This is a genomic window from Clostridium sp. (assembly GCF_050717515.1).
GTDB lineage: Bacteria > Bacillota > Clostridia > Clostridiales > Clostridiaceae > Clostridium_AD.
Genome location: NZ_JBOITL010000024.1, coordinates 36,126 through 49,774 on the forward strand (window position 1 = coordinate 36,126; position 13,649 = coordinate 49,774).

Below are 13,649 nucleotides of genomic sequence, written 5' to 3' on the forward strand. Positions count from 1 at the left end.
ATCTAAAAAAATAAAAGTTAAAGATGCCCTACATTGTAAGTAACAATTAGCAGTTGATATCTAACCTGTAGGAATATTAGGAGGTATAAATTTGAGTAAAGAGGAAATATTATATAAAATTTTAATGATACCAGCAATTTTATTAGCATTTACTTTTCATGAGTATGCGCACGCTATCACAGCAGATAGGTTAGGAGATAAAACTCCAAGATTCCAAGGAAGAATTACACTGAATCCAATTGCGCATATAGACCCAATGGGATTTATTTTGATTTTACTAGTAGGATTTGGATGGGCAAAACCCGTTGAGACAAATCCCAGTGCCTATAAAAATTATTATAGGGATGACTTGAAAGTTTCTGTGGCGGGCCCAATTGCTAATTTGATTCTAGGTATTGTATTTGCAATTTTCACTGTATTATTTGCAAAGTTTTCACCAATTCATGGTGAACTAGGTAAAATAATTTATACTATACTAGCAATTACAGGGTCCTTGAATTGTGTTTTGTTTTTTCTTAATTTAGTACCAATACCAGGTTTTGATGGATTTCATATAGTTAGGGATTTATTTCCTAAGTTTTTTTATGATTTATCAGATTCAATTACTAGGTATCAATTCCCAATATTTATTTTATTAATGTTGCCACTATTTGGTGGGCAATCAGTTTTTTATTATCTTGTGCATGTACCAGGATCATCGTTATTTAATTTTTTCACAAATATTGTATGGATGATTTAACTACATTTCTTCTTCGAAGAGGATGATTTAATGATATTCAGAAGGTGATGATTTAAATGGAAAGATGGATTATTCTTTATGAATTTTCTATTTTGATTTATTGTATAAGCAATTACGTACAAAGTGGAATGGAAAATTCCACTTTTGCTATATTCATGATTTTATCCTATATATGCCTTAAGACTTGTTATTATATATTTAGTAAAGCTAAACTCAAGAGTATTATATTGATAGTGACTTTAATACTAATATTGTTCCAATATGCTTATGTTTATAAATTAATAATATTACTCTTACCTATTAATATTTATATGTTAATAGGTAAGAGTAACCAGCATAAGTGGACAAATGCATTAGCTATTATCATTAGTGTACATTTTATAAAACATGATATTTTACAAGAATATATATTAGTGGCCACATTAGGTTATTTAGTATATATGTTAGTGAATAGTAGCTTTAATAAAATTCAAAGGCTTACAGAAGAAAATGAAAGCTTAAATAATAAGAATACTATACTATTTGATAGACTAAATAAAGATGTGCAGTTCCAAAAACAATTTAAATATATGTCGAAGCTTGAAGAAAGAAATAAAATAGCCCAGGAAATACATGATAAAATTGGACATACGTTGTCCGGAGGTATTATGCAACTAGAAGCAGCTAAGCTTTTGCTTGACATTGATATACCTAAATCAAAAACAATGATTCAAAGCACCATTAATGTACTACGTGAAGGCCTGGACAATATAAGAATTACTTTAAAAAACATTAAACCACCCTCAGAACAATTAGGCATAAACAAACTTAAACTATTAATCGAGGAATTTAGTTTTAATAGTGGTATAATGTCTAATTTTCTTTATAATGGAAACATAAAAAAAATAACTACAAGGCAGTGGAGACTAATATACGACAATATTAATGAAGCTTTAACTAACACAATAAAATACTCCAAAGCTTCCAAGGTTAATGTAAATATTGAAATTCACAATAAAATCATAAAATTAGAAGTTAAGGACGATGGAATAGGCTGCAGTAATGTTATTAAGGGCCTAGGTATTATTGGCATGGAAGAACGGATAGGAAATGAAGGCGGACAGGTTATTGTCGACGGAGCCCAAGGTTTTTCAGTTATCTCAATTATTCCATTAGACCAAGTGAAAAAAGTGGGGGACAGTTAACAACTAATGCACATTTAGAAGAGTGAAAAAGTGGGGGACAGTTAACAACTAATGCACATTTATTAATTAGGAAGAAGGAATAAAAAATAAATAAGGGGTTAGGAGTATGGCAATTAAGGTTTTGATAGCTGATGATGATATACTTATAAGAGAAGGCTTGAAAATTATACTTGGTTTGGATAGCGAATTTGAAGTGGTTGGTTGCGCCTCAAATGGATTGGAAGCCTTAGAAATGTGTATTGCACAAACCGTAGATGTAGCATTATTAGATGTTAGAATGCCAGTTATGAATGGAGTACAAGCAGTAAGTGAAATAACTATAAAGACTACAACTAAAACCTTGATTTTAACTACATTTGATGAGGATGAGTATATATTCGAGGCTTTAAAAAATGGAGCAAGAGGGTATCTTTTGAAAAATAATTCCCCGGATAAAATAAAAGATGCTATTAAGACTGTTTTTGGTGGGAATATTGTTATGCAAGATGTTGTACTAGATAAATTTACACAAGGATTCAAAATGACAAGGCTTGATAAAGCTCCAAAGGAAGATGTTTTTACCGAAAGAGAAATAGATATAATAAAAGCCATTGCAGAAGGTCTTTCTAATAAAGAAATCTCTGGTAAACTCTATATATCAGAGGGGACAGTTAAGAACTATATCACTTCTATTTTGAATAAAACTGCTTTGAAACATAGAACTCAAATTGCAATATATTATTTAAAAGGCGAAATATAGGATAAGGCACATGAGAATAAATGGACTAGCAGCTTAGTCTATTTATTCTCATGTGTCTTATGTGACTTTAGTCATATAGAAAAGGTGACTTTCAATACTTATTAGAAAGTCATTTTTTTTATATAATAGAAATATAAGGTACATGAAAACAGATTAGCCTATTGACTTGTTACTTAAATGTACTTAAATAATAAAAATTATAAAGAGGTGTTATATATGAAGATAGTTAAAATTGATGGAGTAACAAAAAAATTCAAAGATGTGATAGCAGTAGATAATGTAAGCTTGACTATAGAAGAAGGCGAAATTTATGGGTTACTGGGTCCTAATGGAGCAGGGAAGAGTACTATTATAAATATATTATGTGGATTACTTACAATGGATAAGGGTACAATTGAAATTTTAGGAAAAGACATTGAAACTAGAAGTACCTATATTAAGCAAAATATTGGTGTGGTGCCTCAAGAAATTGCTATTTATGAAGATTTAACAACCTATGAAAATGTTAAGTTTTTTGCTAGTCTTTATGGGTTAAAAGGGTCTGAACTTAAAGAGAAAGTAGAGGAAGCACTAGAGTTTGTTGGACTTTTAGACAAGAAAAAACAGTACCCAAAAAGTTTTTCCGGTGGAATGAAAAGAAGATTAAATATTGCATGCTCTATACCTCATAGACCAAAGTTAATTATAATGGATGAACCAACAGTAGGAATTGATCCTCAATCAAGAAATCATATATTACAATCTGTAAAAAAATTAAATTCATTAGGATGCACTATAATTTACACTACTCACTATATGGAAGAGGTAGAAGCTATATGTGGGAATATAGCTATAATGGACCATGGAAAAGTAATTGCACAAGGAACTGTGGAGGAGTTAAAGTCTATAGTTACAGATGTAAATTACGTTGAGATTACTGTAGAAGATGTAGAAGTGTTGAATATAGAGGAACTTAAGGCAATAGCGGGAGTTGTGAAAATAGAAGTCCAGGATGAGAAAATTAAAATAGAAAGCAAAAAAGATGTTACTAATTTAGATAAGATAATAATATATTTTACTTCCAATAATATTTCTATTAAGAATATAGAAAGTAAAAATCCGGATTTAGAGTCAGTATTCCTTACTTTAACAGGAAGGAAACTTAGGGATTAGGCAGGCAATTTTCATAACAGTTATGTGAATATAAGGAATACTGGGGGCATAACTTGCTTATAACAGTTATGTACTTATAAGGCATAAAAGGGGGAAATAATGAGAATTTTTAATATAGTAGTGAAGGAAATAAAGCATAATATAAGAAATAAGCAAATAATGATTATAATGATAGCACTTCCTATAGTTCTTATGTGGATTTTAGGAACAGCGTTCTCTGGTGGAATGGATGGAAATTCATCAATGTTTGATAATACAAAGGTAGCTTATTCTATTGAGGGTCAAGGCCAAAGGGTGCAGGCTTTTGAAGAGTTTATAAAAGAAGTAGAAAAACTTGGGATAAAGGCTACAAGGATACAAGGATATGATAGTGGAATCAATAGTGTTAAACAAACAGAGTATGCTTGCTATATTGATTTTAATGAAAAGGAAAATAAAATAAAGCTTTTTAAAAATGAAAGATATAATTCTGAAGCCGCATTTGTAGAAGTAGTTTTTCAAGCATTTGTACAAAAATATAATGTTGTAGCTGAAATAGCAAAGGTTAATCCAGCTTCCGTAAAAGAAGTTTTAAAAGAAGATTCTAAAAAGTACGTAGAAGTAAAATCCATTGATAGAAAAAAACAGCCAAGAGCAATTGACTATTATGGGATAACCATGACAACATTAATTATAATGTATGGATGTTTTTCAGGGGGCTTTGCCATTTATGGAGAAAAAACAAGGAAAACAGGGAATAGAATATTAACTTCTCCTATAAAAAAGTATGAATATTTTATAGGAAAGAATATTGGAGCTTTTGTAAGTTTAATATTTCAATTATTAATAGTGATAATTTTCAGTAGAAATGTTTTAAATGTAGACTGGGGAAATAGTCCAGGAGTAGTATTTTTAATAATGGCATCGGAAGCTTTTATGGCAACATCCCTTGGAATAGGCGCTGCTTTTATTTTCAAAACGGAAGCTACGATGTCAGGAGTATTAAATATTCTAATACCACTCATGGTTTTTCTTGGTGGAGGATATGTTCCATTAGAGCAGTTCAATAGTGAACTTCTATTTAAGATAGCTGTGCTTTCTCCAGTGAAATGGGCAAATGACACTATTTTCAAAGTAATATATGGTGGGAATTTTAGTGATGTATTTACTGCTATTGCTATTAATTTAATAGCAGCTACAGTATTTTTAACTATAGCTACTTTGATATTTAGAAAGGAGAGAGCATAATATGAGAAATATTTTTTTAATAGCACAAAATATGTTTAAGCTTATATTCAAGAAAAGATCTAATGTAATAGTATATATAATATTACCTATAGCACTAGTTACGATTTTTATGAGTTTGCAAGGTCCTTCTTCTGGGTCTAAAGTATCAATGGGAGTTATTAATAAAGACAAAACAGAAATAGCTTCGGATATGCTTAAATATTTAGAGTCTACTAAGAAATTTAAAATTGTACCAATAAACCAAGAGAATTTAGAGGATAGTGTAGTCAGTGGAGATGTGCAATTTGCATTAATAATTCCTGAAAATATGAAACAAAAAATATTAAGCAAAAACACCGACAATATCCAAATAATATCTATAAAAGGTGAAGATGCCACTGTATGGATAAAAAATTATATAGACATGTATATGAAAAATTTAATGAGTATATCAAAAGCTTCAAATGGAGAAGAAGTAACTTTTAATAAAATATATAAAGGCTATTCAAATGGAGAATTAAAATTTCAAAGTGAATTTGTAACAGATAATACAAAGGGAACAAATGCAACTCAAAATACAATGGGATTATTCATTATGGTAATGCTAATTGCCTCAGGTACAACTTCTACATTGATTTTAAAAGAAAAAAGAGATGGCACCTACCAGAGGATATGTGCTTCACCTGTAAGTTCAAAACAGTATATACTTGGCAACGTAATAGTAAACCTGTTTATTGTGTTTATTCAAATTACTATAGTTCTGTTTTTAACTACTAAAGTTTTAAACTATAACACTCATATACCAGCTATGCAGTTGTTAATTATACTAATGAGCTTTGGCATAGTAGCTGTAGCAATGGGGCTTTTAATAGTAGTATGCTCTAATTCTACTGGATCGGCAAGTAGCCTCTCCACCTTAATTGTTACTCCTACTTGTATGCTAGGAGGTTGTTTTTGGCCAGTTTCTGTAATGCCACCATTTATGCAAAGACTATCAGATTTTATTCCACAAAGTTGGGCACTAGGAGCTATAAGAAGGATTCAAACAGGAGCGCAGTTTAAAGATATATTAGGCAATATAGGAGTATTATTAGCTTTCGCAGTTACATTTTTTTTAATCTCAGTTTATAAAATGAAAAAGGATAGAAATGTGGAAAGGTTCATTTAGCTGGGGACAGTTAACAACTAATTGATGTTTAAGGAGCGGAAAGGTTGGGGACGGTTAACAACTAATTGATGTTTAAGGAACGGAAAGGTTGGGGACGGTTAACAACTAATTGATGTTTAAGGAACGGAAAGGTTGGGGACAGTTAACAATTAATTGACATTTAGGGGTGGAAACAGGCAATAACTAATGTAACTTTAGAAGTATAAAGTTTGTTTAGCGCAATTCCTGTGATATAATAATAAAGTGAATTTGAGAAAAAAATTATGTAGTAATTTTTTAATATTATAAATAAAAGGAGAAAATATATGCGCCTAAGAAAAAAACATTGGGCTAGGCCAGAGCTGGAGTCTAGTCATATTGTAGTAACAGACCATTATGCTCATAAAGGAAAATGGAATGACCAATTTAAAAATACTAATGAAATACATCTAGAACTCGGCTGCGGCATGGGTGGATTTATATCAGAAAGATCTAAGCAAAATCCTAACATTAACTTTGTAGGTATAGATTTAAAGGATGAGGTGCTAGTATTTGCCCTTAGAAAAGTAATGAGCGTAAGAGAAGTTAAGGAGGCAGAAAATATAAATGTAAGACTTATGCCTTTAAATATTATGCTTATTGATGATGTATTTTCAAAAGATGAGATAAGTAGAATTTATATAAATTTCTGTAATCCTTGGCCAAAAGAAAGACATAATAAAAGAAGATTAACACACACTAAGTTCTTGACGAATTATAAGAAATTCTTAAAAATAGGATCTGAAGTTTGGTTTAAAACAGATAACACAGAGTTATTTGAAGACTCAGTAGAGTATTTCAAAGAATGCGGATTTGAAATATTATTTTCAACCTATGACTTGCACAATAGTGATTTTAAAGACAATGTAGTTACAGAATACGAAGCTAAATTTGCAAGCCTTGGTATGAAGGCTATGTTTTTGAGAGCTAGACTAATTGTAGACAATAAATAAAATTTTGAAAATGTAAATATAGTTATAGTTATGAACAGAATTATCCACACTAGAACCATAAAATTTGGTTTTAGTGTGGATAATTTTTATTTTAGGGATACTTAGGAATAACTATGTCTAATCTGCATAGTTACAGCAAAATTTCAATGAATTTATTTGTGAAAAGTGAGTGGGATTAATTGATTTTAAATTTATTTATTTCAGTCCCTAACTCCTCCGCCAATATTTGGAGCTCACTTGAATGTTTTGTAAACTCTTCCATAGTAGCTGTTATTTCTTCTGTAGAAGCTGTAACTTCTTCTGAAGAAGCGGCTGTTTGTTCCGATATAGCTGAAATATTCTCAATCTCTAATACTGTAGATTGTTTTTTCTCATTTATATCAATAATAGATATTTTTACTTCATCAACTTTAGTAATCATTATTTCAATTGATTTTAGAATTTCACTAAATATCTCTTGAGTTTGAACTACGGCTAAGTCTTGCTCGTTTACTACAGTTTCAGTGGATTTGATAGCATTTACCGCTATGTCTGACTTTTTCTGTATGCTTGCTATAATTGCCTTTATTTCTTCAGTTGAAGTTTTTGACTGGTCAGCAAGTTTTCTTATCTCGTCTGCAACTACAGCAAATCCTCTGCCAGCTTCACCTGCACGTGCAGATTCAATACTTGCGTTTAATGATAAAAGATTAGTTTGCTCTGTTATATTGGCTATTGTTTCAGAGATGGCATTTATTTGCTTAGTGCTTTCATTCATATCTTGCACTATATTGTTAACTTCTGTAGTAGCTATTTTAGTTTTATTTGATTTCTCAATTAAGGTATTTACCATGACTAGGCCTTTTGATCCTAAATCTTTAGTATTACTTGAAATTTTGTCCATTTCATTAGAGTTAATACTAATTTTATCTATTCTGTTTGATAAGTCCTCCATTTGAGAAGCACCGTTTTGAGCATTTTGAGCTTGCTGCGTTGCGCCTACAGAAACTTCTTCTATTGCGCTTGCTACTTCACTTATAGAAGAGGTTACCTCCTCTGACATACTGGCAAGATTTGTTGATGTGTCTAGTACCGTCTTAGAGGATTTTGTAACACTATGCATAAGATCTGATATATTTTTTATCATTAAATTAAAGGATATGGCTAAATCTTTAAATTCATCTTTTGTTGAAGCACTAATTGATACAGTTAAGTCTCCATTTGATGCCTTCGCAAATACTTCTTTTAACTTTAGGATATTATGAGATATCCCCTTGCTTAATAATAATGACATAAATACTGAAATTAATCCCATTACTAATATTATTAAAAAAGTTGTTTGTAAAATAGACTTTGTATCACTGGATAGTTCGCTTTCGGCTAACGTAGCTACTAATTTCCAACCTGTTAATTCATTTGTTTGATATACTCCAAATTTTTTCGTACCATTATCTTCATAATTAACAAAACCACTATTATCTGATTTTGCTTTATCCCAAAAAGACAATATAGAGGCTGCTTTTGTGCTAATAAGCTCTTTCTGTGGGTGAGCTAAAACGTTGCCTGATACCTCCGAAATAAACACATAGCCTGTACTACCTATCTTCTTTGTAGATATTCGCTGTGCAAGTGTAGTTAATGGTAAATCCATTCCAATAACGCCAACTACTTGTCCACTTTTTTCTACAGTTTGTGCAAGTGTAACAACATTTTTTTTAGTTACCTTATCTTTATACGCAGGAGTTATTATAACTTGACCCTTATGTTCTAAAGCTTGTTTATACCAAGTTGTTGTGGTTGCATCATAGCTTGGGTCTGGTGGTTCTATAGGATATGTTAAAAACTTACCAGAGGTAGTGCCATAATATATATCAAATATATCTTTGTCACTTTCTTTTACGCTTTTCAATATATCAGGTACATATTTAGAGTTATTACCTGTATCCACATTTACGAAATTATAATTAGTTGATGTCATTGAAATTGTTTTGGAAAATCCTTTAAAGTAATCATCCAATCCATGATTTATTTCCGTAAGTGTTTGTGTACTTGTAAGTGTTAATTTCTTACTAAGGATTGCCTTTGACTGAGTGTAAGAGCCAAAACCTGTTATTAATAATGGAATTACACAAATTCCTACTAAGCTAATAATTAATTTAGTACGAATACTGTTCATTTTAAAATTTTTTAAATTCATATAATCGCCCCTTTTAAATTTAACCAACATATAACATAATAAATTATTTCTCGACTTAAATCAATAGAATTCAAAACAGTTATAACAATATAAAGATAATTTAAAAATCAATAAGTACAATAGCATAAGTAGCATAGTAACCAGTTTAAGATAATATAATAGTTCAGAACGTATAAATATTAATAGCAAGGAGTTGGGCACTTGAACCAGGAAAATAAAAAACTATATGATAGTGAGATTAACCTAATAAAAATTTTAATTATCATCATAGTCTTACTATTGGGAATATATTTTACACAGAGTACCGGGGTTATTAAATTTGATTTCAGAGTTATAAATGATTTTTCTACAATTTTTCTTAGTATAATTTTTGAAGGTATACCCTTTATTCTAATTGGGGCATTAGCTTCTTCTATAATTCAGATATTCGTATCAGAGGAAGCAATTGCCAAAATAATACCTAAAAATAAGTTTGTAGGGGTTTTAATTGCTTCCTTAGTTGGACTTGTTTTTCCAGTATGTGAATGTGCTATTGTGCCTATAACTAGGCGACTTATAAAAAAAGGTGTTCCGTTAAGTATTGCGGTTACATTTATGCTATCGGTGCCAATAATGAATCCCGTGGTTTTATTGTCAACACATTATGCGTTCATGGGAATGTCATATATGGTAATAGCAAGAGCTATGTTTGGCATGATTGGTTCTATTGCAATAGGTGTTCTTATAGGGATGCTGCATAAAGATAGTCCGTTTAAGAGGCAAGTAGTTAAAAAGCCTAGAGTCACTGCACATAAAGAAAGTTGTGGTAATGGACATCATAATGTACAAAGCAATAAAAATATCAATGTTATTAAACATAATCATAGTCACATAGATGAAAATAATGGTAGCTGTTCTTGTGGACACAGTCATAATCATAGCAATCATAGCAATAAGTTTATAAGGAATATAGAGGAAATAATATCACATACTAGTGCAGAGTTATATGATATAGGTAGATTTTTTATAATGGGAGTATTCCTATCAACTTGTATGCAAGTTTTCATACCTAAGGAATTTATTTTATCTATAGGTGGGGGTGTTTTATCTTCCATAATAGTGATGATGATGCTGGCCTTTGTATTATCAGTTTGTTCAGAAACAGATGCATTTATAGCTAGAAGTTTTTTAGGGCAGTTTACCAACGGTTCTATTTTAGGATTTTTAATCTTAGGTCCTATGATAGACATAAAAAATACAATTATGCTTTGTGGAAGTTTTAAATTAAGTTTTGTAGCTAAACTGGTTTTTCTTATAATTACTATTTGCTTTATTTTAGCTGTAATAGCGAACATATTTCCACTTGCGGCGTTAAGTAATGCTTTTGGTTTATGAGTTTAAAAATTAATTATTCCTATCTATTTACAGAGAGCTATTAGGAGGAGATGTTTGAAAAAGAAATTAAATTTAAATGAATTAATATGGTTTCTTATACTCATTGGGTTTACTTGTTATTTTTACAGGATTATTAGCACAAATAAATTGACTTTATTTGTACATCCCAAAATGGTTAAATACGTAAAGTTTGCATTATATTTTTTTATTGTTTTGGTTATTTTTCAAGGAAAGAATATTTATACATTAAAAAAAGCTAAAACATTAAAGCTTGGATATATTATGTTCTTAATCCCACTTACTCTAGGATTTCTATTAAAACCGGTGGGGGTGAGTGTTGATGGCGCTATAAATAAGGGGTTTTCATTAACTTCACAATTGAAAATTAATGCCCTAAAGCATAAACATACTGTTTTAGAGGATGGAACAGAGGTATGTGATCATAACGAAGAAAATACTCATTTTGTTGAAAATGCTAATGTCTCATTAAAAAAGTCTTTAGAAAGTAGATCACTGTTAAAAGAAAACCATATAAATATGACCAGTGGAAATTTTATAAATACTTATGAAGATATATATGGAAATCCCCACAAGTATGTTGGTAGAACCATTAATATGAAGGGGTTCATATATAATCAAAAAGGACTTAATAAAGCTGAATTTATATTATCTAGAATTGTTGTAAGTTGTTGTGCGGCAGATGCTCAATTAGTTGGTATTTTGTGTGATTATTCTAAGGGAGAAATACTCGCTGAAGGCACTTGGGTAAATATAGAGGGTACACTAGGGGAACGAGAATATAAGGATGTTAAAAGTGGAGAAATTATTGTAATACCAATAATTAAAGTAAATAAAACAGAAAAAACAGATAAACAGAATAATGAGTATTTATATAATTAAATAGGAAACGCATATGAAATTCTTAATTATTGACATAATTAATGTAATACTATAAAATTAATTATATAGAAATACATTGAATCTTGGAATTGTTAAATTTAATTTTATGTAAATATTTTAGTAGAAAAATGAATAGATATTTTTAGGTGCCTTTTATTAATTAATAAGGTGAAAAGGGAATGTGGTGTAATTCCACAGCAGCCCCCGCTACTGTAATTGAAGACGAACCTTTTATAACCACCTGCAAGGGGAAGGGAAAGGGGAGAGTGACTCAAGAGTCAGGAGACCTGCCTAAAACAGTAATATTAAACTTTCGGCGGGAAAGAACTTGTAGAGATTAAGTTAGTGCGATGAAATTTTGCACATAACAGCAGGTGCGAGAGCTTGCTGTTTTTTATTTTGCACAAAAAAGCATAAAAGGAGGAATAATAATGGCTAAAATAATGGTTCAAGGAACTGCTTCATCTGTAGGGAAAAGCATATTAGTAACAGCACTTTGTAGAATTTTTAAACAAGATGGGTTTTCTGTATGTCCCTTTAAGTCACAGAATATGTCATTGAATTCATATATTACATTGGATGGAAAAGAAATGGGACGTGCGCAGGTGCTTCAAGCCTATGCAGCGGGTCTTGAGCCAGAGGTATTTATGAATCCAATTTTATTAAAACCTTCCTCAGATCAAAAGTGCCAAGTTATAGTTAATGGAAAGGTTTTTGGAAATAGTACAGCTATGGAATATCATAATATGAAAGTGGAATTTAAGGATATGTTAAAGGTGCAGTTTGAGGAATTAGAGAAAAAATTTGATATTATAGTAATGGAAGGAGCAGGAAGCCCTGCAGAAATTAATTTAAGAGATAGAGACATAGTAAATATGGGAATGGCAGAACTTATAGATGCCCCTGTAATCCTGGCAGGAGATATAGATAAGGGTGGGGTATTTGCGTCCCTTGCAGGAACGCTACTTTTATTAAATGATGAAGAGAAAAAAAGAGTTAAAGCCACTATTATAAACAAATTTAGAGGGGATATAGAAATTTTAAAGCCAGGACTTACAATGCTTGAGGATATTATACATATTCCTTGCGCAGGAGTAGTTCCATACTTTAGATTAGATTTAGAAGATGAAGATGGCACAGTAGAATTTAACAAAAAAATCACGGCACCTATTGATATTGCTGTAATATGGCTTCCACATATATCTAATTTTACAGATGTAGATGCATTAAAGGTTGAAGAAGATGTATCAGTTAGATTTGTTACAACTAAAGAAGAATTAGGAAATCCAGACTTACTTATTATACCCGGAACTAAAAACACAATTGAGGATTTAATGAGCTTAAAAGCCACCGGACTTGCGGATGCCATTGTGAAATATAGCATAGAAGGTAACATATTAGGCATTTGTGGAGGGTATCAAATGCTAGGAAATAGCTTAAATGATCCTCAAGGTGTAGAAACAAATTTAGAAAAAATAGAAGGTATGAAGCTTTTAGACATAGATACAGTGTTCCAAGATGAAAAAATAACTACAAGAGTAAAGGCTCGCAGCATCTATACGAGTATTGATGGTATTGATGTCTATGGTTATGAAATACATATGGGAATTTGTAAATACGGTTATAAGGCAAAACCACTTTTTGAAATATATGAAAAGAATGGTGAATCCGATTACTTAGAAGGTGAAGAATCTTTATTGGACGGAGCAATTAATGAAGGTAGAAATATCATGGGTACATATATTCATGGGATTTTAGATGGAGTAGAATTTAGAGAATATATACTAAATACACTAAGAATAAAAAAAGCTATGGAGCCTAAGAAATCTAAGCCCTACGAAAGTCTAAGGGAAAAAGAAATAGACAAGCTAGCGGATATAGTGAGAGATAGTATAGACATGGATTCAATCTACAAAATCATGGGAATAAAAAAGTTGGGGACAGTTAACAACTAATTAAACTAAACTAAAAAGTTGGGGACAGTTAACAAGTAATTGAACTAAGCTAAAAAAGTTGGGGACAGTTAACAACTTTATCAAA

11 protein-coding genes and 1 riboswitch are annotated in these 13,649 nt (G+C 30.9%); of the genes, 10 read left to right on the forward strand and 1 reads right to left on the reverse strand.

Features of this window, described 5'->3' with window-relative positions; genetic code table 11:
* Positions 1–124 precede the first annotated feature (124 nt).
* The 7 genes from ACREV6_RS08945 (at position 125) to trmB (ending at position 7,159) form a co-directional block, all read left to right on the forward strand.
* Positions 125–739 carry a site-2 protease family protein gene (locus ACREV6_RS08945; protein WP_431577781.1) on the forward strand — a complete coding sequence of 205 codons (615 nt, stop codon included), beginning with the start codon at positions 125–127 and terminating at the stop codon, positions 737–739.
* 56 nt (positions 740–795) lie between these two features.
* On the forward strand, positions 796–1,923 hold the full coding sequence (locus ACREV6_RS08950; protein WP_431577667.1) for a sensor histidine kinase: 1,128 nt from the start codon (positions 796–798) through the stop codon (positions 1,921–1,923).
* A gap of 106 nt (positions 1,924–2,029) precedes the next feature.
* Positions 2,030–2,662 (forward strand): response regulator, encoded by a 633-nt coding sequence (locus tag ACREV6_RS08955; protein ID WP_431577668.1) that lies wholly within the window; start codon positions 2,030–2,032, stop codon positions 2,660–2,662.
* Positions 2,663–2,878: 216 nt separating this feature from the next.
* The gene (locus ACREV6_RS08960; protein ID WP_431577669.1) at positions 2,879–3,814 is read left to right on the forward strand and encodes an ABC transporter ATP-binding protein; all 936 of its coding nucleotides are present in this window, start codon (positions 2,879–2,881) and stop codon (positions 3,812–3,814) included.
* A gap of 99 nt (positions 3,815–3,913) precedes the next feature.
* The gene (sagH, locus tag ACREV6_RS08965) at positions 3,914–5,041 is read left to right on the forward strand and encodes a SagH family ABC transporter permease subunit (RefSeq protein ID WP_431577670.1); all 1,128 of its coding nucleotides are present in this window, start codon (positions 3,914–3,916) and stop codon (positions 5,039–5,041) included.
* A gap of 1 nt (position 5,042) precedes the next feature.
* Positions 5,043–6,188, forward strand: coding sequence for an ABC transporter permease (locus ACREV6_RS08970; RefSeq protein WP_431577671.1), 1,146 nt, complete (start codon positions 5,043–5,045; stop codon positions 6,186–6,188).
* Positions 6,189–6,493: 305 nt separating this feature from the next.
* Positions 6,494–7,159, forward strand: a complete 666-nt coding sequence (gene trmB / locus ACREV6_RS08975) for a tRNA (guanosine(46)-N7)-methyltransferase TrmB (RefSeq protein WP_431577672.1) — start codon at positions 6,494–6,496, stop codon at positions 7,157–7,159.
* A 175-nt stretch (positions 7,160–7,334) separates the two neighbouring features.
* Here the strand turns inward: trmB and ACREV6_RS08980 are convergent, their stop codons facing one another.
* Positions 7,335–9,335 carry a methyl-accepting chemotaxis protein gene (locus ACREV6_RS08980; RefSeq protein ID WP_431577673.1) on the reverse strand — a complete coding sequence of 667 codons (2,001 nt, stop codon included), beginning with the start codon at positions 9,333–9,335 and terminating at the stop codon, positions 7,335–7,337.
* A 201-nt stretch (positions 9,336–9,536) separates the two neighbouring features.
* On the opposite strand from ACREV6_RS08980, the gene ACREV6_RS08985 reads away from it, so the two are divergent.
* The 3 genes from ACREV6_RS08985 (at position 9,537) to ACREV6_RS08995 (ending at position 13,564) form a co-directional block, all read left to right on the forward strand.
* Positions 9,537–10,709 carry a permease gene (locus tag ACREV6_RS08985; RefSeq protein ID WP_431577674.1) on the forward strand — a complete coding sequence of 391 codons (1,173 nt, stop codon included), beginning with the start codon at positions 9,537–9,539 and terminating at the stop codon, positions 10,707–10,709.
* A gap of 54 nt (positions 10,710–10,763) precedes the next feature.
* Positions 10,764–11,609, forward strand: a complete 846-nt coding sequence (locus tag ACREV6_RS08990; RefSeq protein WP_431577675.1) for a TIGR03943 family putative permease subunit — start codon at positions 10,764–10,766, stop codon at positions 11,607–11,609.
* Between the two features lie 127 nt (positions 11,610–11,736).
* Positions 11,737–11,918: riboswitch (cobalamin riboswitch) on the forward strand.
* 122 nt (positions 11,919–12,040) lie between these two features.
* Positions 12,041–13,564, forward strand: coding sequence for a cobyric acid synthase (locus ACREV6_RS08995; RefSeq protein ID WP_431577676.1), 1,524 nt, complete (start codon positions 12,041–12,043; stop codon positions 13,562–13,564).
* The last annotated feature ends 85 nt before the right edge of the window (positions 13,565–13,649 follow it).

What these genes read in the sequence shown, in the direction of transcription:
- ACREV6_RS08960 (WP_431577669.1), top strand. Translation starts at nt 2,879, where the DNA reads ATGAAGATAGTTAAAATTGATGGAGTAACAAAAAAATTCAAAGATGTG.
- trmB (WP_431577672.1), top strand. Translation starts at nt 6,494, where the DNA reads ATGCGCCTAAGAAAAAAACATTGGGCTAGGCCAGAGCTGGAGTCTAGT.
- sagH (WP_431577670.1), top strand. Translation starts at nt 3,914, where the DNA reads ATGAGAATTTTTAATATAGTAGTGAAGGAAATAAAGCATAATATAAGA.
- ACREV6_RS08970 (WP_431577671.1), top strand. Translation starts at nt 5,043, where the DNA reads ATGAGAAATATTTTTTTAATAGCACAAAATATGTTTAAGCTTATATTC.
- ACREV6_RS08950 (WP_431577667.1), top strand. Translation starts at nt 796, where the DNA reads ATGGAAAGATGGATTATTCTTTATGAATTTTCTATTTTGATTTATTGT.
- ACREV6_RS08995 (WP_431577676.1), top strand. Translation starts at nt 12,041, where the DNA reads ATGGCTAAAATAATGGTTCAAGGAACTGCTTCATCTGTAGGGAAAAGC.
- ACREV6_RS08945 (WP_431577781.1), top strand. Translation starts at nt 125, where the DNA reads ATGATACCAGCAATTTTATTAGCATTTACTTTTCATGAGTATGCGCAC.
- ACREV6_RS08955 (WP_431577668.1), top strand. Translation starts at nt 2,030, where the DNA reads ATGGCAATTAAGGTTTTGATAGCTGATGATGATATACTTATAAGAGAA.
- ACREV6_RS08980 (WP_431577673.1), bottom strand. Translation starts at nt 9,335, where the DNA reads ATGAATTTAAAAAATTTTAAAATGAACAGTATTCGTACTAAATTAATT.